The following is a 20,226-nucleotide window of genomic DNA, read 5'->3' as shown; positions in this document are numbered from 1 at the left end:
CCAAGATAGTGGAAGTCGCCCACCGATGCAAAACACCAAGCTCTTGCTAACCAGTTTCACCTTTGTGGGACTGCTCGCACTCGCCGGTTGTTCATTCCCCGGGGTTTACAAAATCGACATCCAGCAGGGCAATGTCGTCACGCAGGACATGATAGACCAGTTACGCCCGGGAATGACCCGACGGCAAGTACGGTTTATCATGGGTAACCCCCTGCTGACCGACACATTCCATGCCGATCGCTGGGATTATCTCTACAGCCTGCAGCCTGGTGGCGGTGAACGCCAACAGGAGCGCGTCAGTGTCATCTTCAATGGCAATGACCAGCTCGTGAGCCTGTCCGGTGACTTCATGCCCGGCGTAAGCCGCGATGAAGCCTTGCTGGGCAAGGACAGCGGCACCAACGTGACCGCACCTGCGCAGGAAGCCGAAAAGCCGAAATCCGAGGTGCCGGCCAAGCCAGGCTCCTTGCTGGACCAGATCCAGAAAGACGTCGACGGTGTCGAAACTGTACCCGTCCCGACACCACAGCCTCTGGACACCAGCCCGCAATAATTTTGCGACGCTCGATAAAAAGCCCGGCATGCCGGGCTTTTTGTTGCCTGCCGGTTGGCAAGCCTAGGCGTTCTGTCGCTTGAGCATCGCCGCCTTGGCCGCACGCAGCCTGCGTATTTCCTTGGGGTCTGCCAGCAATGGCCGGTAGATCTCGATCCGATCTCCCGCCTGCACGGCACGCACATCAGCGTCCGGCACCACCTTACCGAAGATACCCAACGGGCAGTCCGCCAACGCCAACTGCGGAAAATGCTCTGCAATGCCCGACGCCAGCACTGCCGCCCTCAGGCTTGTGCCCACCGGTATCGCCACCGCCAGCAGAACCTGGCGATCCACGTCGGCATACACCACTTCAATATCAACCATGCAATTGCTTGGCTCGCTGACAGAAAGCGTCCACCAAAGTATTTGCCGCCTGATTGAACAGTGGCCCCAAAGTCGCCCGCACAATGGGGCCGGCGTAATCAAATGAAAGATCCAGACTGATCTTGCAGGCCTTATCTGTCAGCGCCTTGAACACCCACACGCCGTGCAGCTGGGTGAACGGCCCTTCCTGCAAATTCATTTCAATGGATTTGCCCGGCACCAGCACATTGCGCGTAACAAAATGCTGGCTGAGGCCGCCCTTGGCCACACCAACACTGGCGACCATGTGCTCATCACTGCTCTCCAAAACCTCGGCAGTCGAGCACCAAGGCAGGAATTCCGGGTAACGCGCCACGTCGTTGACCAGGTCATAGAGCGCCTGTGCCGGATAGGGCAGCAGGGCCGAACGTTGAATATGCGTCGTCATGTGAGCGTTACTTCCACTGCTTAAGGCAAACGTCGCGAAAGTACAGCCCGATCCGCGAGAGAAAAAAACCAAAGAACTGCCCGTATTGTCCGGGATTCGTCCAACACGCTCAAGCACGCAGGTTGACCGTAGCCGACACGCTCGCAACTCCCTATAATGCCGCCCCTATGGCTAAACGAAAGAAACACCCCACAGGGACCATCGCGCAAAATAAAAAGGCGCGACACGATTACTTCATCGAACATCGGTTCGAGGCTGGTCTGGTCCTGGCCGGCTGGGAAGTAAAAAGTCTGCGTGCCAGCAAACTGCAGCTGGTCGACAGCTATGTGCTGCTCAAGGATGGCGAGGCGTGGCTGCTCGGCAGTCATATCACCCCGCTGACCACCGCGAGCACCCACGTGATTGCCGACCCGGTGCGCACGCGCAAGCTGTTGCTCAATGCCAGCGAACTCGAAAAGCTCGCCGCGGCCGTGCAGCAAAAAGGCTACGCGTGCGTCTGCCTGTCGTGGTACTGGAGCAAGCACCTGGTCAAGTGCGAAATCGCACTGGGCAAGGGCAAGAAGGAATACGACAAGCGCGACACCGAACGCGAGCGCGACTCCAATCGCGAACTGCATCGCGCCGTGCGCAACAAGGGCAAGGAAGACTAACCCTTGTAATGATGTAGCCGCGGGCACCCCCCGTGGCTACATGCCCTTACGTCGCTCCGCCCGCGCTACCCGCTGAACCTCCTGCCGCACTTCCTCCAACACTTCCTGCACGTACAACAGGTGACGTGTTGAAACGTCGCGCGCCTGCTCGGCCCGCCCCTCGATAATCGCCAGGTACAAGTCCCGGTGCTGACTGATCAGCATGTCGCGGGTCTCGGTGCGCTGCTGATACATACCGCCAATATTGGTCACCACGTTGCGCTTGAGCAGGTCGAACAACCCGCGAATGGTGTGCAGCAGCACCGCGTTATGACTGGCCTCGGCGATCGCCAAGTGAAACCTTGCATCCGCAGCGCCCTCCTCCACTCGGCTCACCTCGTCGGCTCGCGCATAGCAGTCCTGCAGCGCCTCGAACGCTGCCGTCAATCGCTCACGGTCGACCTCGGTAGCACGCAATGCCGCGTAATAAGCACACGAAGCCTCCAGAGTCTGGCGAAACTCCAGAAGGTCGCGCTGCGCCTCGGGATTGTTTTCCAGCAGATGCAGCAGCGGATCACTGAAGGTCGAACCCAGGGAATCCACCACATAGTTGCCGCCGCCCTGCCGACTGACCAGCAACCCCTTGGCCGCCAATTTCTGGATCGCCTCACGCAATGAAGGGCGCGACACACCAAATTGTTCAGCCAAGGCGCGTTCGGCCGGCAAGCGCTCGCCCGACTTCAACGTGCCCTCAAGGATCATGCCCTCAAGCTGCTCGACAATATCGTCAGACAAACGGCGCTGACGCACCTGATCAAACCCCATAACTCACTCTCCACCATCCCGACCACTCGCCGGGGCCCCTATTCTGGCCTATCGCCGCGCTGGCAGCACCTATCAGAACACCTTCGATTTACCCGATCAGAACACTCGACACCCACTCTCAGACCAAAGTTTGACGAGCGGCAAATTGACACACCCTGCCAAGGCTCTTAATCTAGCCCACAGCGATTGTAAATTGGTATTACCAATTATCCAAGCTGACCAAACAACAACAATCAGGGGCCACCCCATATGCAAACCTGGCAACAGCTCTACAGCCCTCTCGGCAGCCTCGGCCTGTCCGCACTGGCCGCCGTTATTCCAATCGTGTTCTTCTTCCTGGCCCTGGCCGTATTCCGCCTCAAAGGCCATGTGGCCGGCAGCATCACCCTGGCATTGTCGATCCTGGTCGCCATCTTCGCCTTCCAGATGCCGGTCGACATGGCCCTGGCAGCGGCCGGTTACGGGTTTGCCTATGGCTTGTGGCCGATCGCCTGGATCATCGTGGCGGCGGTGTTCCTCTACAAGCTGACGGTCAAGAGCGGGCAGTTCGAGATCATCCGCAGCTCCGTCTTGTCGATCACCGATGACCAACGCCTGCAGGTGCTGCTGATCGGCTTCTGCTTTGGCGCCTTCCTGGAAGGCGCGGCCGGGTTCGGCGCACCCGTGGCAATCACCGCCGCGCTGCTGGTGGGCCTGGGCTTCAACCCCCTGTACGCCGCGGGCCTGTGCCTGATTGCCAATACCGCGCCGGTGGCGTTCGGCGCACTGGGCATTCCGATCATCGTCGCAGGCCAGGTCACTGGCATCGATGCGTTCAAGATCGGCGCCATGACCGGCCGCCAACTGCCGCTGCTGTCGCTGTTCGTGCCCTTCTGGCTGGTGTTCATGATGGACGGCCTGCGCGGCGTGCGTGAAACCTGGCCGGCAGCCTTGGTGGCCGGCTTGAGCTTTGCCGTCACCCAGTACTTCACCTCCAACTTCATTGGCCCGGAACTGCCAGACATTACCTCGGCACTCGCCAGCCTGATCTCCCTGACACTGTTCCTGAAAATCTGGCAACCCAAGCGCACCGCAGGCGCGCAGATTGCCGGTGCCACCTCCAGCGTAGCGGTCACCTCCAGCGCCGGCGGCTTTGGTTTGCCACGCAGCACAGTGGTTTCACCCTACAGCCTGGGGCAAATTTTCAAGGCCTGGTCGCCCTTCCTGATCCTGACCGTTCTGGTCACCATCTGGACGCTCAAACCCTTCAAGGCCATGTTCGCCGCGGGCGGTTCGATGTACAGCTGGGTGTTCAACTTCGCGATCCCCCACCTGGATCAATTGGTGATCAAAGTCGCACCCATCGTCACCAACCCCACCGCCATCCCCGCCGTCTTCAAGCTGGACCCGATTTCGGCCACCGGCACCGCGATCTTCTTCTCCGCGCTGGTCTCGATGCTAGTGCTGAAAATTGATATCAAGACTGGTCTTACCACTTTAAAAGAGACTTTCTTTGAGCTGCGCTGGCCGATCCTGTCCATCGGCATGGTGCTGGCGTTCGCCTTCGTCACCAACTACTCCGGCATGTCCTCGACAATGGCCCTAGTACTGGCTGGCACCGGCGCCGCCTTCCCGTTCTTCTCGCCCTTCCTCGGCTGGCTGGGGGTTTTCCTGACCGGCTCGGACACCTCATCCAACGCCCTATTCAGCTCGCTGCAAGCCACCACCGCCCACCAGATTGGTGTTAACGACACCCTGCTGGTAGCGGCGAACACCAGCGGCGGCGTGACCGGCAAAATGATCTCGCCGCAATCGATCGCCGTGGCCTGCGCAGCCACGGGCCTGGTGGGCAAGGAGTCCGATCTGTTCCGCTTTACCCTCAAGCACAGCCTGTTCTTTGCCACCATCGTCGGGCTGATCACCCTGGCGCAGGCGTACTGGTTCACCGGTATGCTGGTGCACTGAGACCTGCACGTAATAGGGTAAGAATCGACGCCGGACAACGATGCCGGCGTCTGCTATTTCTGGAGGACCGATGAGCCTGCCTGCTGCTTTTCTCAGCGACGTCGCACAACTGATCCCGCAAGATCGCCGCTTCGACGATCCACTTTCCACCCTCGCCTTCGGCACCGACGCCAGCTTCTACCGATTGATCCCACAACTGGTGATCCGCGTGGAGTCAGAAGACGAAGTCGTCGCACTGCTGCAACTGGCCCAGCGCGATCACGTGCCGGTGACCTTCCGGGCCGCGGGCACCAGCCTGTCCGGCCAGGCGATCAGCGACTCGGTGCTGATCGTGCTCGGCGACAATTGGAACCACCGCGAAATTCGTGGGCAAGGCACACAGATCCGCCTGCAACCCGGCGTCATCGGCGCCCAGGCCAACGCCTGGCTCGCGCCGTTCGGGCGCAAGATCGGCCCGGACCCGGCGTCGATCAACGCCTGCAAAATTGGCGGCATCGTTGCCAACAATGCCAGCGGCATGTGCTGCGGTACGGCACAAAACACCTATCACACCCTGGCAGGCATTCGTTTGGTACTGGCCGATGGCAGCCGCCTGGACACCGAAGATGCCGCCAGCGTGCAAGCCTTCCGCCAAACCCACAGTGCACTGCTTGAGCGCCTGGCCACGTTGGGCCGCGAGACACGCGCAAACGCTGAACTGGCTGCGAAGATTCGCCACAAATACCGTTTGAAAAACACCACCGGCCTGTCACTCAACGCCTTGGTGGATTTCGACGACCCGCTGGATATCCTCAGCCACCTGCTGGTCGGCTCCGAGGGCACCCTGGGGTTTATCAGTGCGGTCACCTACGACACGGTGATCGATCACCCGAACAAAGCCTCGGCGCTGATCGTGTTCCCGGATGTCGAGACATGCTGCAACGCAGTAACGGTGCTGAAAACCCAGCCGGTTTCAGCCGTTGAACTGCTGGACCGACGCAGTATGCGCTCGGTGCAAGACAAACCGGGTATGCCCGCATTCGTACAACACTTATCGGAAAATGCCTGCGCACTGCTGATCGAATCCCGCGCGGCCTCGCCGTCATTACTGCACGAACAACTGACGCTGATCATGGCCTCTCTGGCGGCGTTTCCCGTAGAAAAACAGGTCGACTTCACCGACGACCCCGTGGAAAACGCCCGCCTGTGGGCAATCCGCAAAGACACCTTCCCCGCCGTAGGCGCGGTGCGCAAAACCGGCACCACCGTGATCATCGAAGACGTCACCTTCCCCGTCGAACAACTGGCGATCGGCGTAAACCGCCTGATCGAACTGTTCGACAAACATCACTACGACGAAGCCATCCTTTTCGGACACGCCCTGGAAGGCAATCTGCACTTTGTATTCACCCAAGGCTTCAACAGCAGCGAAGAAGTCACACGCTATCAAGCGTTCATGGACGACGTCGCACAACTGGTGGCGGTGGAGTTCGGTGGCTCGCTGAAGGCCGAACACGGCACCGGTCGCAATATGGCGCCGTTCGTTGAACTGGAATGGGGCAGCGACGCCTATCAATTGATGTGGCAACTCAAGCGCCTGCTCGACCCCAACGGCATCCTCAACCCGGATGTGGTGCTCAGCGAAGACCCACAAATCCACCTCAAACACCTCAAGCCCCTGCCCGCCGCCGATGAGCTTGTGGACAAGTGCATCGAGTGTGGCTTCTGCGAACCCGTGTGCCCCTCAAAAGGCCTGACTCTGAGCCCGCGCCAGCGCATTGTGATCTGGCGCGACATCCAGGCCAAACGCCGCGCAGGCGTGGACACCACTGAACTGGAAGCGGCCTACCACTATCAAGGCATCGACACCTGCGCCGCCACCGGGCTATGCGCCCAACGCTGCCCTGTAGGCATCAATACCGGCGACCTGGTGAAAAAGCTGCGCAGCCGCGAAGCAGACCGTACGAAAACCGCCGAATGGCTCGCCAGCCATTTCGCCACCGCACTGCAAGGTGCGCGCTTCACCCTGCACGTCGCCAATGGTGCACGCATGTTATTGGGTGCCCCGCGCCTGAAGAAGTGGTCAGCCACCGTGAACAGACTGTCCAAAGGGCAAATCCCGCAGTGGACCAATGCCGTGCCACAACCGGAAAAAGCCATTCGCTTCAGCCCGCCTGTAATGGATGAGCGCCCGCGGGTGGTCTACCTGGCCGCCTGTGTCTCACGCGCCATGGGCCCGGCAGCCGGCGATAAAGAACAGATGTCGCTGTACGACAAAACCCGCAACCTCCTGGAAAAAGCCGGTTACCAAGTCGTATTCCCCGACAATCAAGACAACCTGTGCTGCGGCCAGCCCTTCGCCTCCAAAGGCTATGCCGAGCAGGCCGAACACAAGCGCCAGGAACTGATCGGCGCCCTGCTCCACGCCAGCCGAGGCGGCCTCGACCCGATCTATTGCGACACCAGCCCCTGCACCCTGCGCCTGGTACAAGACCTCGGCGAAACCCGCCTGGACCTCTACGACCCGGTACGTTTTATCCGCACCCACCTAATGGACCGCCTCGACTTCACGCCGCAGGAAGCCCCCATCGCCGTACACGTCACGTGCAGCACCCAGCACCTGGGCGAAAGCCAGGCCCTGATCGAACTGGCCCGGCGCTGTGCAAAAACCGTCGTCATCCCCGAAGGCATTCACTGCTGTGGCTTTGCCGGCGACAAAGGCTTCACCACCCCGCAACTCAACGCCCACGCCCTGCGCTCGCTCAAGCACGCCGTGCAACATTGCAGCGAAGGCATCTCCACCAGCCGCACCTGCGAGATCGGCCTGAGCCAGCATGGCGGCATCGACTACCACGGCCTGGTCTACCTGGTAGACCGCGTCACCCGCGCCCGCGCCCACTGACCCGGCAAAAAAACCGAACCCTGGCGCACCAGCGCAGTCATCTGCATAGGCCTCGACAAACGAGGCCCATCAGTGATGTCGCTGGCAGCGGTTGCACGCCAGCAGCGTCGAGCCCTTTTGCGCAAGGAGACACCCTATGAAGCGTTCCGCTCTTGCTGGCTTGTTCATGACCGCTGCGATGCTCGCCTCTCCCGCTTTCGCTGCCGGTGACAAAGACCTGTGCCAGATCAACCTGGACAAAATCAACAACGGCAAAGCCCTGCTGTCCACCGATACCAGTGGCAAAAGTGGCGAAATAGACACCGCCGTCTCCCAGGCCAAGGCCGCCCACGACGCAGGTGATGAGAAGAAGTGCATCGAAATCACCTCCAAGGCCCTGCAAGACCTGCAGAACAGCGAGAAAGGCGGTCAGTAAGCGATAGGGCCAACCTTCGGGTTGGCCTTCGCTGAGCTTTTGGCGTACACTGCACAGGCTTGTCACTCACTAAGAAACAACGAGTTACAAGCACGGGGCCGTTTAGGATTCGACGCCGGTCGCGAAACTTTAGGTGCATGCCGAGTTGGTAACAGAACTCGTAAATCCACTGTTGCAACTTCTTATAGTTGCCAATGACGAAAACTACGGCCAGGAATTCGCTCTCGCTGCGTAAGCAGCTTTAGCCCTGAGCTTCTGGTACCTTCGGGTCCAGCAATCACCAGGGGATGTCTGTAAACCCAAAGTGATTGTCATATAGAACAGAATCGCCGTGCAGTACGTTGTGGACGAAGCGGCTAAAACTTACACAACTCGCCCAAAGCACCCTGCCCTTCGGGTCGCTGAGGGTTAACTTAATAGAAACGGCTACGCATGTAGTACCGACAGCGGAGTACTGGCGGACGGGGGTTCAAATCCCCCCGGCTCCACCAAATAAGCTATACAAATCAGGCACTTAGCGTTTACCGCAAGTGCCTTTTTTGTGCCTGAATGGGTGGTTTTGGCTCGGTTATGCCAGCTTAATGACAGCATCTGCGATGATCATCTACTGCATTCGCGCTAAGCTCAGGCGATAACCAGGAGCGGTACAAAGTTGAATGAAAACGCAGAAGAACCTGACAGCTATCATTCGCGCGCGAATTTCGTGACGTCGACCAGATACCCAAGACCCGTAGCGAACGAAGTCAAAGACTGCATACTGGCTTCTACGGCTGCATGGCTAGCCGCGATGACCGCGCTGGCGATTGCAGGCGTATACAGTGAACGCTTCGAATATATAACTATCATCGTCGCAATGAGCGCCGGCGCTTTAAGATTTTTCGTGAGTCGACTTGAGCAGAGAGAGTGGCAAAATGCTTGGACCCGAAGGATGGAACAAACCGCACCGGTAGATTAATGCCGCCGTAATGCGAAGGAGTCGAGCGATGAACACTCTTTTTCTCTTAATGGCTCAATATCATGGCCAGACGATTGTGCCCTTGAGTCGGGTATGCGCCGACTATTTCACTCATCTGACACCAACAAATCTACGAACAAAGGTCTCCTCAGGCGAGATTGATCTACTGATTGTCTCCATGGAGCTGAACGAAAAAACTGCACGAGGCGTTCATCTGTCGGATCTTGCTGATTACATTGATCGACAGCGAGATAGAGCCAAGCTTGAGCTTGATCGGACGAGGAAGCAGGCTACCAAATCCTTGAGCCAAGAGCCGCGCGAAGTCGAAAAGACTGAGGCTGATACATTTTCTCGACCTAGAGAGTCAAATGATCTTAGTCGACAACCGATCCGTTTCATTAGGCTGGCTGAAGTAAAGCGAATTACAGGTATGTCGACTAGTACGATCTACAAAATGGTAAGTCAGAGCACATTTCCACGACAAGTTAAACTAGGTGGTCGAGCTGTGGCCTGGGTTAGGGTAGAGGTAATCGAGTGGTGCGATCTTCGAATCAAAAAGTCTAGAATGCTAAAGAGTGAGGACTAGGGATGTAGTAGAACTGAATCGCCCCACCAGTCCGGCTTGCCGTCGTTGTGCAGGTCCATCTCCACCCGGTTGCGGATCGTCCAGCCGCGCAATGACCCAAGCCAGCAAGGGCACGGCAGAGACGACGAAGACTGCGGCACGACGTCGTAGCGTGAAGCCGCGAAATACAAGGGCTGGATGCGGACCCACCTCAGACCACACGAAATTACCGTTATAAATCAGTCATTTATCGAAAAGCCGCAATGCCTTTTTTGTGCTTTCCAGGGCTGTTTCGGGTGGGTTATGCCAGCTTTATGACAGCCGTCTAACCGCAAAGCCCATCCGCGGCCGTCGCCTTTACTTCAACAATCGACAGAACGTTTTCCGGCGCTTTTTTGGTTTGAAATCGCCCCCCCACTAACCGGACAGGATATTTAATAGGAGTCGACTTACACACAGAGCCCCACACATGTCGACACACGCCCCCAAAAAATACCTGATCAGTCACACCTCTCTTCAGCACTGCTTTGACAAGAGCCTCTCCGGCCTAGAAAAACTCCGCGAAACCGATCCCAGCTTCCCTCGCCCCATCAAATTTGGCCCAAGCAAACAGGCTGGGGTTTACTTCGTTGTCGCAGAGGTAGAAGCCTGGCTGGAGAGCAAGATCAGCGAGCGTGATGGTGTCGCTCTGGATCTCGCCGGGCGAGAAGACAAATGACTACACACGAGCAGATACCGTCGTTCTTGGCAGAGATGCCCGCGTCGGCACTTGCCGCATACATGAACCCTAACATTGCGCCAAAGCCACTCCCGAGCGTGTTGACCAGTGTCATGCCCTGGCTTGATGAACTATTACCTACTGCTCTTCAGGAGTATGTGCGGGATATTGCTGAGCGTACCCAGTGCCCACCTGATTTTGTTGGGGTCGCGCTTATCGTGGCAGTCAGCACCGTAGTCGGGCGCAAATTCACTGTCTACCCGAAACAACACGATGACTGGATGGTCGTTCCCAACCAGTGGGGCGTCATCATCGGGCGACCGTCTGCGATGAAAACGCCGGCACTCAAACAGGCCCTGCTTCCATTGCGCGCATTGGATGCCAAAGAGCGAGAACGCTATAGCCAGGCTCAAGCCGAACACAAGGCTGCTAGGGAGCTGTATGACATGAAGCGCAATGCAGCCAGAGCAAAAGCCAGAAAGCTTTACAGTGGTGGTGATGAGAATGCAGCTCAGGAAGAACTGAAACGTCACTCAAGCGAGAACGCCCTCCCAATCCAGCGGCGTTACATCGTCAACGACGCAACGGTCGAAAAACTCGGCGAGCTGCTCAACGAGAATCCAAACGGTCTAGTAGTTGAGCGTGACGAGCTGGGAGGTTGGCTGGCAACGATGCAGAGCGAAGACGGCTCGGTTGCGCGAGCATTTTATTTGGAATGTTTCGACGGCAACGGCTCATTCACCTATGACCGTATCGGCCGAGGAACCATTTATATCAAGTCATGCTGTTTATCGTTGATCGGCGGGATTCAACCCTCACGAATTGCGTCCCTTGTAAACGCTGCCGTCAGCGGCGATCTGGATGACGGCCTGATTCAGCGCCTGCAGCTAGCGGTATATCCCGACGATGTTCGAGAATGGCGCTATATCGACCGTTGGCCGAACAACATCGCCGCTGAGCGCGTCTCGGAGGTTATCGAACAGCTCGACCAGATACCTGGTGAGCCTCGCTCTGCCCTCAGATTTACCCCAGAAGCCCAGGAGAAGTTTATCGCCTGGTATACCTGCCACATGCAAGCAAGCCGGAGCGATCATCTTCACCCCGCATTGCAATCTCATTACCTGAAAATGCCGAAAACCATTGCAGGCTTGGCCCTTCTTTTTGAGCTGATTGAAGGCGGGCGGGAAGCCGTCGGCGCTGAGTCCACTGACCGCGCCATCAACTGGGCGAACTACCTGATGAGCCACGCCCAGCGGCTGTACGGAGCGGCAATCAACGCATCACTAATCGCTGCGCGGCTGATTCTGGAGCGCCAGCAGAAATTGCCCGAGCCGTTTACTGCACGAGAGGTGCGCCAGAAGGATTGGACAGGATTAAGCACGCAGGACGCGGTAAATAATGCGCTCGCAGTTCTAGCTGAACATGACTTCATCGTTGGCTACGAGGTGGCCGGAGAAAAAGGTGGCCGCCCATCGACTCGCTATGTCTGGCGAAAAACGTAGCTCAACCCAACCTGTTCACTAAAAAGACCGGCAGGGCGACCTACAAAACCTACGAAACCTAGTTCTGTAGGTTTCGTAGGTAGCCCTTTCCCCTGGGAGGGATAAAAACTGCCACAACAACAGTGATCTCCGAGTTCATACCTACTTGGGTGAGCCGGCTACCTGGGTTGTGACTCACTCTTCCGCGAAGTAATCACTGTCCAGCTGCTTCACTTCGTACACCTGCTTAACGCTCACGCCCAGGTTGTTCTCCACCATCAACCGCGCCAGCTCAACACCATCGATCAGCACCACTTTGATATCCAGCCCTTGCGCTGCAGTACGGGCACCATCGGAAAAGTCCGAGGTAGTGATAAACACGCCTTTCCGCGCCCGCTGACGAGTCAGGGCGCCGATGAACTTGTCGATCTCCGGGCGATGTACCGTGTTGGTCCAGCGCTTGGCTTGCAGGTAGATCACGTCGAGGCCGAGCTTGTCCTCCTTGATGATGCCGTCGATGCCGTCATCGGTGGTCGCCTGGGTCGCCTTACCGGCTTCCTTGCGCGAGCCGCCGTACCCCATGGCAATCATCAGATCGACCACCAACTGCTCAAAGAAACTTGGTGTCGCTGCCCGGACTTGCGCCAGCACCTCGTCTGCGAGGGACTGCACAAGCGCCTGATGCGCCTCGGCCAACCGCTCGTCCGGCGTGGTTTCGGCAATCTCAATGTCCAGCGCGGCAGGTGCGTCAGCTGTTTGCGGCTTGGGGGTATGGAAGTACGCGAACTCGGGAAACTGCTTCAGCCAGCTTACAGTTATGCGCTCGGGGCCACTGACCAAAGCGTCCCGGCCACGCGCAGTGATCTGAACCATGCCCTTGGCGGGAATGCACAGCAGCCCGGCCTTATTCAGATAGGTGCGAGCCCAGCCCACACGGTTGTTGATCACCGTCTGATGGCCGGAGGGCAGCCGCTCCTTACGCTCGTCCTCGCTCAGCTGGAACTGATCGGCCACCCGCTCACGCAACTCATTGAGCGGCAGCGGCGCACCGTTCTGCACGGTGGTCAGCACCGGTCTCATGACGCTTTGAAAATCTGGAATTGCCATCATCACTCCCCAACCTTATTGGCCGCTTAGATGCCGCGCGAGTCGCTCTTATCGAGCCCGGCCGCCGTCTTCAGCATCTTCAAAATTACCAACGCAAACGCCCGGCTCTTGGTCTCGTTATCCAGCACTTCCAGCGACAGTTTCTCGTGGTCAGTCATAGCATCTAGCACCGTGTCGAGCACCCGCTTGGGAAACAGGCCGTGCATCACCTGCTCGACCGAGTGGCTGTTCACCTGGGCCATCACATCCTCCTGGCGGCTGATGCGCTTGGCGATGCCGGTGAGGAACTGCAGCTGATCTTCATCGCTCACTTCGGCACCGAAGATATCGTTCAGCGCCTCGATGATTTCCGAAAGTCGTTTCTTCTCCGGGTCATGGGCCTTGCCGCTGCCCAGTGCGCTGGCCGGGTCGAGGCCGTAGTCGCCTTGCTCCTCACTCAAGCGCAGCTGGTGCTCGGCGCGCTTGGTCAGGCGGTAGTGGGTCAGTTGCAGCTCGCCCACGTCCACGTCATCCTGATCGAGGCGATCCACGCGCAGCAGCGGGTACAGGTGCTTGGCGTACACACACAGCTGCTCCAGCTCGCGATCTTCATAGGGAATGATCTGCGAGAGAAACTCGTACAGGCGCACAAAGCTCTGCAGGTTCTTCTTGAACAGGTCGAGCTGATCCACCTGCTCGCCGGCTTCCTTCACTGCCGCCTCGGCCTTTTTCAGGCCGGCGCTGTCGCCGTTGTGCTCGGCGGTGCGCTTGAAGTCCAGCGCCTGCTGGCGTGACTCCTGGGCCAGCTTGTAGCGCTTGGAAAATCGTTCCTTGGCCGGCGCGCAGTAGTAGCTGAGCTTGCTGGCGGCTGCCTTGAGGTCGAAGAAGGCCAGCGCGAAGGCCATCACTTCTTTCCAGTGGTAAATCCCCTCGGCATCCAGCTTCTTCTGCAAGTCATAGATGAGCTGCGGGTCGGTTACGTCGGTCAGCTCGGCCTTGGTGTAGTACGGCAAGAAGGCGTCGAGTATGTCCTGAGGATCGTTGAAGAAGTCGAGGATGAAGGTCGGCTTGCTGTCGCCAAAGGTACGGTTCAGACGCGACAGGGTTTGCACGCAGTCCACGCCCTGCAGCTTCTTGTCCACGTACATTGCGCACAGCTTGGGCTGATCGAAGCCGGTCTGGTACTTGTTGGCGGCGATCATCACGTTGAAGTCCTGGGTGTCGAAGGCTTCCGTCAGGTCACGCCCGTTCAGGCCGGGGTTGAGCAGGCTGCTGCTTTCCGTCACCTCTTCGGGGATCACCCCGTCCGGCATCACGCTGCCGGAGAAGGCCACCAGCGGGTGCACATCGGTGTAGCCCATCTGCTTCACATACGCATGCACCGACAACTGGTAGCGCACCGCCTCCTGCCGGCTGCTGGCGACCACCATGGCCTTGGCCTCGCCGCCCAGCAGGTGGCGGATATTGGCGCGGAAGTGTTCGACGATCACCTCCACCTTCTGGCTGATGTTGTACGGGTGCAGGCGCACCCAGCGCGCCAGCTTCATGCGTGCTTTCTTCGAGTCCACTTCCTCATCGTCGCCGTCCGGATGGGCGATCTTCCAGGCGGTGCTGTAGGTGGTGTAGTTCTGCAGCACATCGAGGATGAAGCCCTCCTCTATGGCCTGGCGCATGGAGTACAGGTGAAACGCCTCGGGCTTGTTGTAGGGGCCGCGTGGCTGCATTGGATCAGGCTCACGACCGAACAGCTCCAGGGTCTTGGCCTTGGGCGTGGCGGTAAAGGCGTAGTAGCTGATGCGCTCGTTGGGCGCGCGGGCGGCCACGGCGGCGTCCAGCAGCTCTTCGGCGCTGATCTCTTCAGTTTCCGGGGCATCGCTGCCGAGAATCTGCTTGAGCTTGCTGGCCGATGAGCCGGTCTGCGAGGAGTGCGCCTCGTCGGCGATCACCGCATAGCGGCCACTGGCCAGCTTGGGGTATTTGTCCAGTGCATCGAACAGCGCCGGAAAGGTCTGGATTGTCACGATGATGATGCGCGTCTGCTCGGCCAGCGCCTCGGCCAGTTGCTCGGACTTGCTCTGGCTGCCGATATCGCGGGTGATGCACTTGACCACGCCTTGGGCGTGCTCGAATTGGTAGATAGTGTCCTGCAGCTGCTTGTCCAGCACGGTGCGGTCGGTAATCACGATCACCGAGTTGAACAGGCGCTGGCCCTCGGCATCGTAGAGCGAGGCCAGTTGATGCGCCGTCCAGGCAATCGAGTTGGACTTGCCGGAGCCGGCACTGTGCTGAATCAGGTAACGCTTGCCCGGCCCTTCGGCGCGGGTGGTTTCGATCAGCGTATTGACCACTTCCCACTGGTGGTAGCGCGGGAAGATCAGGGTTTCCTTGGTGACGCACTTGCCGTCGGCATTTTCTTTCACGCTCTTCTGCAGGTGCAGGAAGCGGCCCAGCACCTTGAGCCAGGCATCCGGCTGGAACAGGCGCTGCCACAGATAGCCGGTGGCGTACTGGCTGTCGTCCGGCGCAGGCGGGTTGCCGGCACCGCCGTCGAGGCTGCCCAGGTTGAACGGCAGAAAGAAGGTTTCCTTGCCGGCCAGCTGGGTGGTCATCGCCACCTCATCCTGGCTCACGGCAAAGTGCACCAGCGCGCCGCGCTTGAAGGTCAGCAGCGGCTCGGGTTTGCGCGTCAGCGGGTCTTTAACCGGGCGATCAACGCGGTACTGGCGCTTGGCGTTTTCGACGCTCTGCTTGAACTCGCTTTTCAGCTCCAGCGTGGCGACGGGGATGCCGTTGACGAACAGCACTAGATCGAGGCGAGGGTTGTACTCGCCCTCCCGGTAATGCGGTGAGTAGGACACCTCTGGCACCACACGCAGGCGGTTGCACTGGTAGCGCTTGAGAGTGTCCGGGTTCATGCCGTGGTCGGGCTTGAAGCTGCACACATCGACCTTGACCCCAGGCAGTTTGAAGCCATGGCGCAGCACATCCAGGGTGCCGTCCTGCTCCAGTTCGCGCACCAGTTTCTGTGCCAGTACGCTTTCTGGGTTGTTCGGGTTGGCCTTGGCAAACTTGTCCCAGCGCTCCGGCCAAGCGTCCTTGAAGTAACCCAGAAAGTCCTCGGTATACAGCGCTGTACGCCGGTCATAGCCGCTGGCCGGGCCGGTCAGCCAGCCCTGAGCGGTCATGGCGGTGATGATGTCCTGCTGGAACTGGGCTTCCTTGCTGTCCGCCATTTATACGGCCTCTGCTGCTTCTGATTTGGGGGCTTGGGTGCTGACCGGTGGCTGCCAGCCGCGCACGTCTATTTTGCCGGTGACGGCGGCGGAGATTAGGGCTGAACGACGCTCTTGAAGCAATCTAACGCCGTCCGCAGCCTCCTTACTCAAAAGATGAAACTGAGCTCTTAGTTTTCTGACAGCAACGAGAATCTCAGCCACCTCATTACTTGGAGGAATGGGCACGTCAATTGATTTGACGATATCAGTGTTCAAGTTTGGCTGCCCCGAGCCCGCAGCCCTTTTTCTAAGCCCTTGAGTTAGTGTTGACAGATAGAAGTATGAATACTCTCTATCTAAGGAGATATTTTCAAAGCCAACAACTCCGTCGTTAGCATTAGCGTTGATCATCAGTATTTTGGGAACGCCCAAGGTCGCCCCGCTATTTGAAAGAAGCAACGTGCCTTTGGAGAAAATTCGGCATTGGTCACTGCCTTTCTTTGTTAGAAATGTTTCTGTTTCTTCTAAGTAAATTTCATCGTCTTTCGTTATTTCTGCCACCGTTACCCAAGGTGAAAAGTCCCCATTGAAGAGTTCGGGATCACCTGCCGGTCGCGGCGACCCTCCTCGGACAACAGAAGAGATATATCCAAACTTACTGACCACCCAATGTGCCGGCACCTCGCCCAGCCACTCAACTCCGGAGTCTTTCATCGGCACCGTCGGGTCGAGGCCTTTGGTGACGGCGTGGGAGATCACGGCCTGACGCTTTTCCTTGAGCAACTCAATCAAGCGCTGCTGCTCTTCGATCAGCGCGTCGATGCGGGCGGTTTCGTGGTCGAGGAAGCGGGCGATCTGGGTTTGTTCTGCTTCAGTTGGCAGTAGTGCGGCAATATTGCCAATTAGCTCAAGATTTAGACCATCCCTGTGGTCGCCACCTGCCATGTTTCGGATGTTTTGGTAATTACTTGAAAGCCACCAGAAAAGATACCGAGACACCATCGAAAGATCAGGAACAATTGCAGCCATGGACTGATTGCAAGTCGTCTTAATTGCTAGCTGTGCGACCATACCCTTTGTCTTTCCTTGCCCTGCAAGAGCAATGACCAAGGAGCCAGCTGGAATCCATCTGGCGCTACTAGAGCTAAATGCCTCAGTCGTTATGTAGCTTGAGGGCTCAGAGATTAATACTTGATTGACCGCGCCTGAGTTCAACCACGGAATCGATCCATTCTCCCAGTAATACGTTTTGTTTTTATCAGGCGTGCCGCCAGCATAGATCCTTGATACCCATTTAAGAGCAACTGTCCTCCAATGTGCAGGAAGCTCATTCGCCCACTCAACACCGGAATGCTTGTAGTCCGGATACGCGGGAAAGCTCATGCCGACAGCCCCTCAATCATCTGCTTGATGCGGTCTGTGCAGGCTTTAAGGTCGCGGTCAATCTCTTCCAACGGGCGCGGTGGCTGAAACACATAGAAGTGCCGGTTAAAGGGAATCTCGAAGCCGACCACGCCAACTTCGCCGTCCTGCGCGTCCGTCTTGCTTTCGTCGATCCAGGCATCCTTCACATGGGGTCTCACTTCGCGCTCGAAGTAGTCGTACACCGACACGCCCAGCGGCACGTTTTCGTTGTCGCGCAGGCCGGTATCGGCCTCCGGCTGGCCCTTGCTGGTGCAGATATCCGCCTCGGGGTCACGCTCGCTCAGGGCGTTGAGGATGGCCTTCAGCTCCGGCGTGCTAGGCGATACATCGTGAGCGCTGAGCGTCTTCTTCAGCAGCTTGCTGAACTGCTCGCGGTTGCGATGTACCACGCTGGCGTCCATGGATTGCAGGGCTTCGATCAGGCGCTGGCGTGCCGAGGCTTCTAGCTTCTCGATGGCCTTTTCTTCCAGAACCTTGTCGATGCGCCCGGTGCTGGCCTGGAAGTTCAGGCGTAGCGGGCGTTCGACGGTAATGCGCCGGTAGCCGAAGGCTTCGACGGGGAGGATCTTGCTCTGCAGGGTTTCCTCGAAGCGGCCATACAGGCGCACCAGATCGTCAATCTGCTCCTCGGTGAGGTACTGGCGTTTGCTGCCCAGCGACTTGCGCATCTTGGCAAAATGCTGGCTGCCATCGATCAACTGCACCTTGCCCTGGCGCACGGCGGCCTTGTGGTTGCTCAGCACCCACACATAGGTGGCGATGCCGGTGTTGTAAAACATGTCGGTGGGCAGAGCGATGATGGCTTCGACCAGATCGTTCTGCAGCAGGTAGCGGCGAATCTCCGACTCGCCCGAACCCGCGCCGCCAGTAAACAGCGGCGAGCCGTTGAGGATGATGCCGATGCGCGAGCCGCCTTCACGCGGGTCACGCATCTTGCTGACCAGGTGCAGGAGGAATAGCAGCGAGCCATCGGACACACGCGGCAAGCCGGGGCCGAAGCGGCCGTTGAAGCCCTTGTCGGTGTGCTCGTCGGTGATCTGCTTCTGCACCTTCTTCCATTCCACGCCAAACGGCGGGTTGCTGAGCATAAAGTCGAAGTGCTTGCCGACCAGTTGGTCGTTGGACAGGGTGTTGCCGAGCTTGATGCTGGTCACGTCCTGGCCCTTGATCAGCATGTCCGCCTTGCAGATGGCGTAGGACTCGGGGTTGAGCTCCTGGCCATGCAGCGACACGCTGACCTTTTCGCTGATGGACTGGATGTACTCATCACCCTCAGACAGAAAGCCACCGGTGCCGGCCGTTGGGTCGTAGATGGTAACAATGCTGTTGGGCGCGAGCTTGTGGTCTTGATCGGTGATCACCAACGAGGTGGAGAGGTGCACGATATCGCGCGGGGTGAAGTGCTCCCCGGCGGTTTCGTTGGAGCTTTCCGCGAACTTGCGGATCAGCTCTTCGAAGATGATGCCCATGCCGAAGTTGCTGATGCGCTCGGGGCTCAAGTCAGTCGCGGCAAAGCGCTGCACCACCTGATACAGCAGGTTGGCGGTTTCCAACTGCTGAACGAAATCCTCAAAGTGGAAGTGCTCGAAGATCTCGCAGGCATCCTTGCTGAACGCCTGCACATAGCTCATCAGATCGGCGGCGGTTTGGGTGTCAGACAGGCTTTCCAGGGTGAGCTTTGAGGCATTGAAAAACTGCTGGCCGGCAGCGCGCAGCATATACATCTCGCGCACGGTATCCGGGCGGCCTTCCTGTGCGTAGGACTCGCGAATCACGGCATCCTTGGTCGGTGCCAGCACACATTCCATCCGGCGCAACAGGGTGAACGGCAGGATGATGCGGCCGTACTGGGATTGCTTGAAGTCACCGCGCAGCAGATCGGCAATGGACCAAAGAAACGCGGCCGCCTGGGAATGGTTTTCCGTGTTCACACAACAACTCCTTGGAATACGGGCAAAAACGCAAGTTTACCCCTTAGAGCTGGCGCCCTGTCACAGAACCGACGGCCTATTTTCACTCCGCTCCGAATACTCAAAGGTGCTAAGGCCGCACTCGAACGTTAGCCAGCAACGATATGTCTACTGCAATGTGTTCTCGAAACGGGGTTTTAGCAGTCTATGCAGTGGTTCCCCGGCAAAAAACCGATCAGCCAGCCCAACCATTTGAGTAGCGGGATTTCTAAAGCAACTCATCGTCGTCATCTGTTGCACATTCATTGCTCGCGCCCTTTCGCTGGCCCGGAGAGTCGTCATCTGCCCACCATGTGTTGTAACTGTGCGCGTCTGGCGGATACCTTCTGATGCTCAGTTGTCATCTACTGTCGTTCTCCCGCTACCGCCATGGACATTGCGAACTGTGGAGACCCTGTATCCATAGAGCGGCAGCGACGACACCTACTCACGCCCCCCTTCACAACGCCAACTATCTTGTACAAAGCTCGTGAGAGACCTGAAATCCAGTACTCATGCGGGTTACAGAGACAACACCCCTTCACGACACCCCTTACAACGCCAATTATCTTGTACAAAGCTCGTAAAAGACCTGAACCCAGTATTCAAGCGGGTTACAGAGACAACACCCCTTCACGACACCCCTTCACAACGCCAATTATCTTGTACAAAGCTCGTAAAAGACCTGAACCCAGTATTCAAGCGGGTTACAGAGACAACACCCCTTCACGACCCCCCTTACAACGCCAATTATCTTGTACAAAGCTCGTAAAAGACCTGAACCCAGTATTC

General features: G+C 58.0%; 15 protein-coding genes, 1 other RNA gene and 1 pseudogene. 10 read left to right on the top strand and 7 right to left on the bottom strand.

Annotated features, from left to right (window positions below; genetic code table 11):
- Positions 1–25 precede the first annotated feature (25 nt).
- On the top strand, positions 26–553 hold the full coding sequence (locus E4O98_RS00085; RefSeq protein WP_005791510.1) for an outer membrane protein assembly factor BamE: 528 nt from the start codon (positions 26–28) through the stop codon (positions 551–553).
- A gap of 63 nt (positions 554–616) precedes the next feature.
- On the opposite strand, the gene E4O98_RS00080 is transcribed toward E4O98_RS00085, so the two are convergent.
- Positions 617–919 carry an RnfH family protein gene (locus E4O98_RS00080; RefSeq protein ID WP_078822325.1) on the bottom strand — a complete coding sequence of 101 codons (303 nt, stop codon included), beginning with the start codon at positions 917–919 and terminating at the stop codon, positions 617–619.
- Positions 912–1,346 carry a type II toxin-antitoxin system RatA family toxin gene (locus tag E4O98_RS00075; protein WP_005791512.1) on the bottom strand — a complete coding sequence of 145 codons (435 nt, stop codon included), beginning with the start codon at positions 1,344–1,346 and terminating at the stop codon, positions 912–914. The genes E4O98_RS00080 and E4O98_RS00075 overlap by 8 nt, the downstream gene beginning before the upstream one ends.
- A 167-nt stretch (positions 1,347–1,513) precedes the next feature.
- Between E4O98_RS00075 and smpB the strand changes: the two genes are divergently transcribed.
- Positions 1,514–1,996, top strand: a complete 483-nt coding sequence (smpB, locus tag E4O98_RS00070; RefSeq protein WP_248133885.1) for an SsrA-binding protein SmpB — start codon at positions 1,514–1,516, stop codon at positions 1,994–1,996.
- Between the two features lie 36 nt (positions 1,997–2,032).
- Here the strand turns inward: smpB and E4O98_RS00065 are convergent, their stop codons facing one another.
- Positions 2,033–2,800 (bottom strand): GntR family transcriptional regulator, encoded by a 768-nt coding sequence (locus E4O98_RS00065; RefSeq protein ID WP_005791515.1) that lies wholly within the window; start codon positions 2,798–2,800, stop codon positions 2,033–2,035.
- Positions 2,801–3,049: 249 nt separating this feature from the next.
- On the opposite strand from E4O98_RS00065, the gene E4O98_RS00060 reads away from it, so the two are divergent.
- From E4O98_RS00060 to E4O98_RS00025, 8 genes and pseudogenes are all read left to right on the top strand, one after another.
- Positions 3,050–4,744 (top strand): lactate permease LctP family transporter, encoded by a 1,695-nt coding sequence (locus E4O98_RS00060; protein ID WP_032879436.1) that lies wholly within the window; start codon positions 3,050–3,052, stop codon positions 4,742–4,744.
- A 70-nt stretch (positions 4,745–4,814) separates the two neighbouring features.
- Entirely contained in the window at positions 4,815–7,625 is a 2,811-nt protein-coding gene (locus E4O98_RS00055; RefSeq protein WP_248133883.1) for an FAD-binding and (Fe-S)-binding domain-containing protein, read from the top strand.
- 136 nt (positions 7,626–7,761) lie between these two features.
- Positions 7,762–8,040 carry a hypothetical protein gene (locus E4O98_RS00050; protein WP_223018236.1) on the top strand — a complete coding sequence of 93 codons (279 nt, stop codon included), beginning with the start codon at positions 7,762–7,764 and terminating at the stop codon, positions 8,038–8,040.
- 94 nt (positions 8,041–8,134) lie between these two features.
- Positions 8,135–8,531, top strand: a transfer-messenger RNA (tmRNA) gene (gene ssrA, locus E4O98_RS00045).
- 492 nt (positions 8,532–9,023) lie between these two features.
- A pseudogene (locus E4O98_RS00040) lies at positions 9,024–9,272 on the top strand (pyocin activator PrtN family protein); the annotation flags it as partial.
- A gap of 24 nt (positions 9,273–9,296) precedes the next feature.
- On the top strand, positions 9,297–9,581 hold the full coding sequence (locus E4O98_RS27620) for an AlpA family transcriptional regulator (protein ID WP_282445042.1): 285 nt from the start codon (positions 9,297–9,299) through the stop codon (positions 9,579–9,581).
- Between the two features lie 448 nt (positions 9,582–10,029).
- Positions 10,030–10,278, top strand: coding sequence for a hypothetical protein (locus tag E4O98_RS00030; RefSeq protein WP_248133881.1), 249 nt, complete (start codon positions 10,030–10,032; stop codon positions 10,276–10,278).
- Positions 10,275–11,780 carry a YfjI family protein gene (locus tag E4O98_RS00025; protein ID WP_248133879.1) on the top strand — a complete coding sequence of 502 codons (1,506 nt, stop codon included), beginning with the start codon at positions 10,275–10,277 and terminating at the stop codon, positions 11,778–11,780. The genes E4O98_RS00030 and E4O98_RS00025 overlap by 4 nt, the downstream gene beginning before the upstream one ends.
- A 174-nt stretch (positions 11,781–11,954) precedes the next feature.
- On the opposite strand, the gene E4O98_RS00020 is transcribed toward E4O98_RS00025, so the two are convergent.
- The 4 genes from E4O98_RS00020 to E4O98_RS00005 are packed head-to-tail and all read right to left on the bottom strand — an operon-like array spanning position 11,955 to position 19,416.
- On the bottom strand, positions 11,955–12,866 hold the full coding sequence (locus E4O98_RS00020) for a restriction endonuclease (protein WP_248133877.1): 912 nt from the start codon (positions 12,864–12,866) through the stop codon (positions 11,955–11,957).
- 26 nt (positions 12,867–12,892) lie between these two features.
- Positions 12,893–16,078, bottom strand: a complete 3,186-nt coding sequence (locus tag E4O98_RS00015) for a DEAD/DEAH box helicase family protein (RefSeq protein ID WP_248133876.1) — start codon at positions 16,076–16,078, stop codon at positions 12,893–12,895.
- Positions 16,079–17,443: a restriction endonuclease subunit S gene (locus E4O98_RS00010; RefSeq protein ID WP_248133874.1), complete on the bottom strand. Its 1,365-nt coding sequence runs from the start codon at positions 17,441–17,443 to the stop codon at positions 16,079–16,081.
- Entirely contained in the window at positions 17,440–19,416 is a 1,977-nt protein-coding gene (locus E4O98_RS00005; RefSeq protein WP_248133872.1) for a class I SAM-dependent DNA methyltransferase, read from the bottom strand. The genes E4O98_RS00010 and E4O98_RS00005 overlap by 4 nt, the downstream gene beginning before the upstream one ends.
- Between the last annotated feature and the right edge of the window lie 810 nt (positions 19,417–20,226).

Origin of the sequence: Pseudomonas sp. W2Jun17, from assembly GCF_023127795.1 — a bacterium.
GTDB classification, from domain to species: Bacteria; Pseudomonadota; Gammaproteobacteria; order Pseudomonadales; family Pseudomonadaceae; genus Aquipseudomonas; species Aquipseudomonas synxantha_A.
Note: the sequence above shows the minus strand (reverse complement) of the source record. Positions and strands in the feature narration are given on the sequence as shown.

Bases quoted from the DNA above. Each gene is read 5' to 3' on its own strand.
- E4O98_RS00085 (WP_005791510.1), top strand. From the start codon at position 26: ATGCAAAACACCAAGCTCTTGCTAACCAGTTTCACCTTTGTGGGACTG.
- E4O98_RS00080 (WP_078822325.1), bottom strand. From the start codon at position 919: ATGGTTGATATTGAAGTGGTGTATGCCGACGTGGATCGCCAGGTTCTG.
- E4O98_RS00075 (WP_005791512.1), bottom strand. From the start codon at position 1,346: ATGACGACGCATATTCAACGTTCGGCCCTGCTGCCCTATCCGGCACAG.
- smpB (WP_248133885.1), top strand. From the start codon at position 1,514: ATGGCTAAACGAAAGAAACACCCCACAGGGACCATCGCGCAAAATAAA.
- E4O98_RS00065 (WP_005791515.1), bottom strand. From the start codon at position 2,800: ATGGGGTTTGATCAGGTGCGTCAGCGCCGTTTGTCTGACGATATTGTC.
- E4O98_RS00060 (WP_032879436.1), top strand. From the start codon at position 3,050: ATGCAAACCTGGCAACAGCTCTACAGCCCTCTCGGCAGCCTCGGCCTG.
- E4O98_RS00055 (WP_248133883.1), top strand. From the start codon at position 4,815: ATGAGCCTGCCTGCTGCTTTTCTCAGCGACGTCGCACAACTGATCCCG.
- E4O98_RS00050 (WP_223018236.1), top strand. From the start codon at position 7,762: ATGAAGCGTTCCGCTCTTGCTGGCTTGTTCATGACCGCTGCGATGCTC.
- E4O98_RS00030 (WP_248133881.1), top strand. From the start codon at position 10,030: ATGTCGACACACGCCCCCAAAAAATACCTGATCAGTCACACCTCTCTT.
- E4O98_RS00025 (WP_248133879.1), top strand. From the start codon at position 10,275: ATGACTACACACGAGCAGATACCGTCGTTCTTGGCAGAGATGCCCGCG.
- E4O98_RS00020 (WP_248133877.1), bottom strand. From the start codon at position 12,866: ATGGCAATTCCAGATTTTCAAAGCGTCATGAGACCGGTGCTGACCACC.
- E4O98_RS00015 (WP_248133876.1), bottom strand. From the start codon at position 16,078: ATGGCGGACAGCAAGGAAGCCCAGTTCCAGCAGGACATCATCACCGCC.
- E4O98_RS00010 (WP_248133874.1), bottom strand. From the start codon at position 17,443: ATGAGCTTTCCCGCGTATCCGGACTACAAGCATTCCGGTGTTGAGTGG.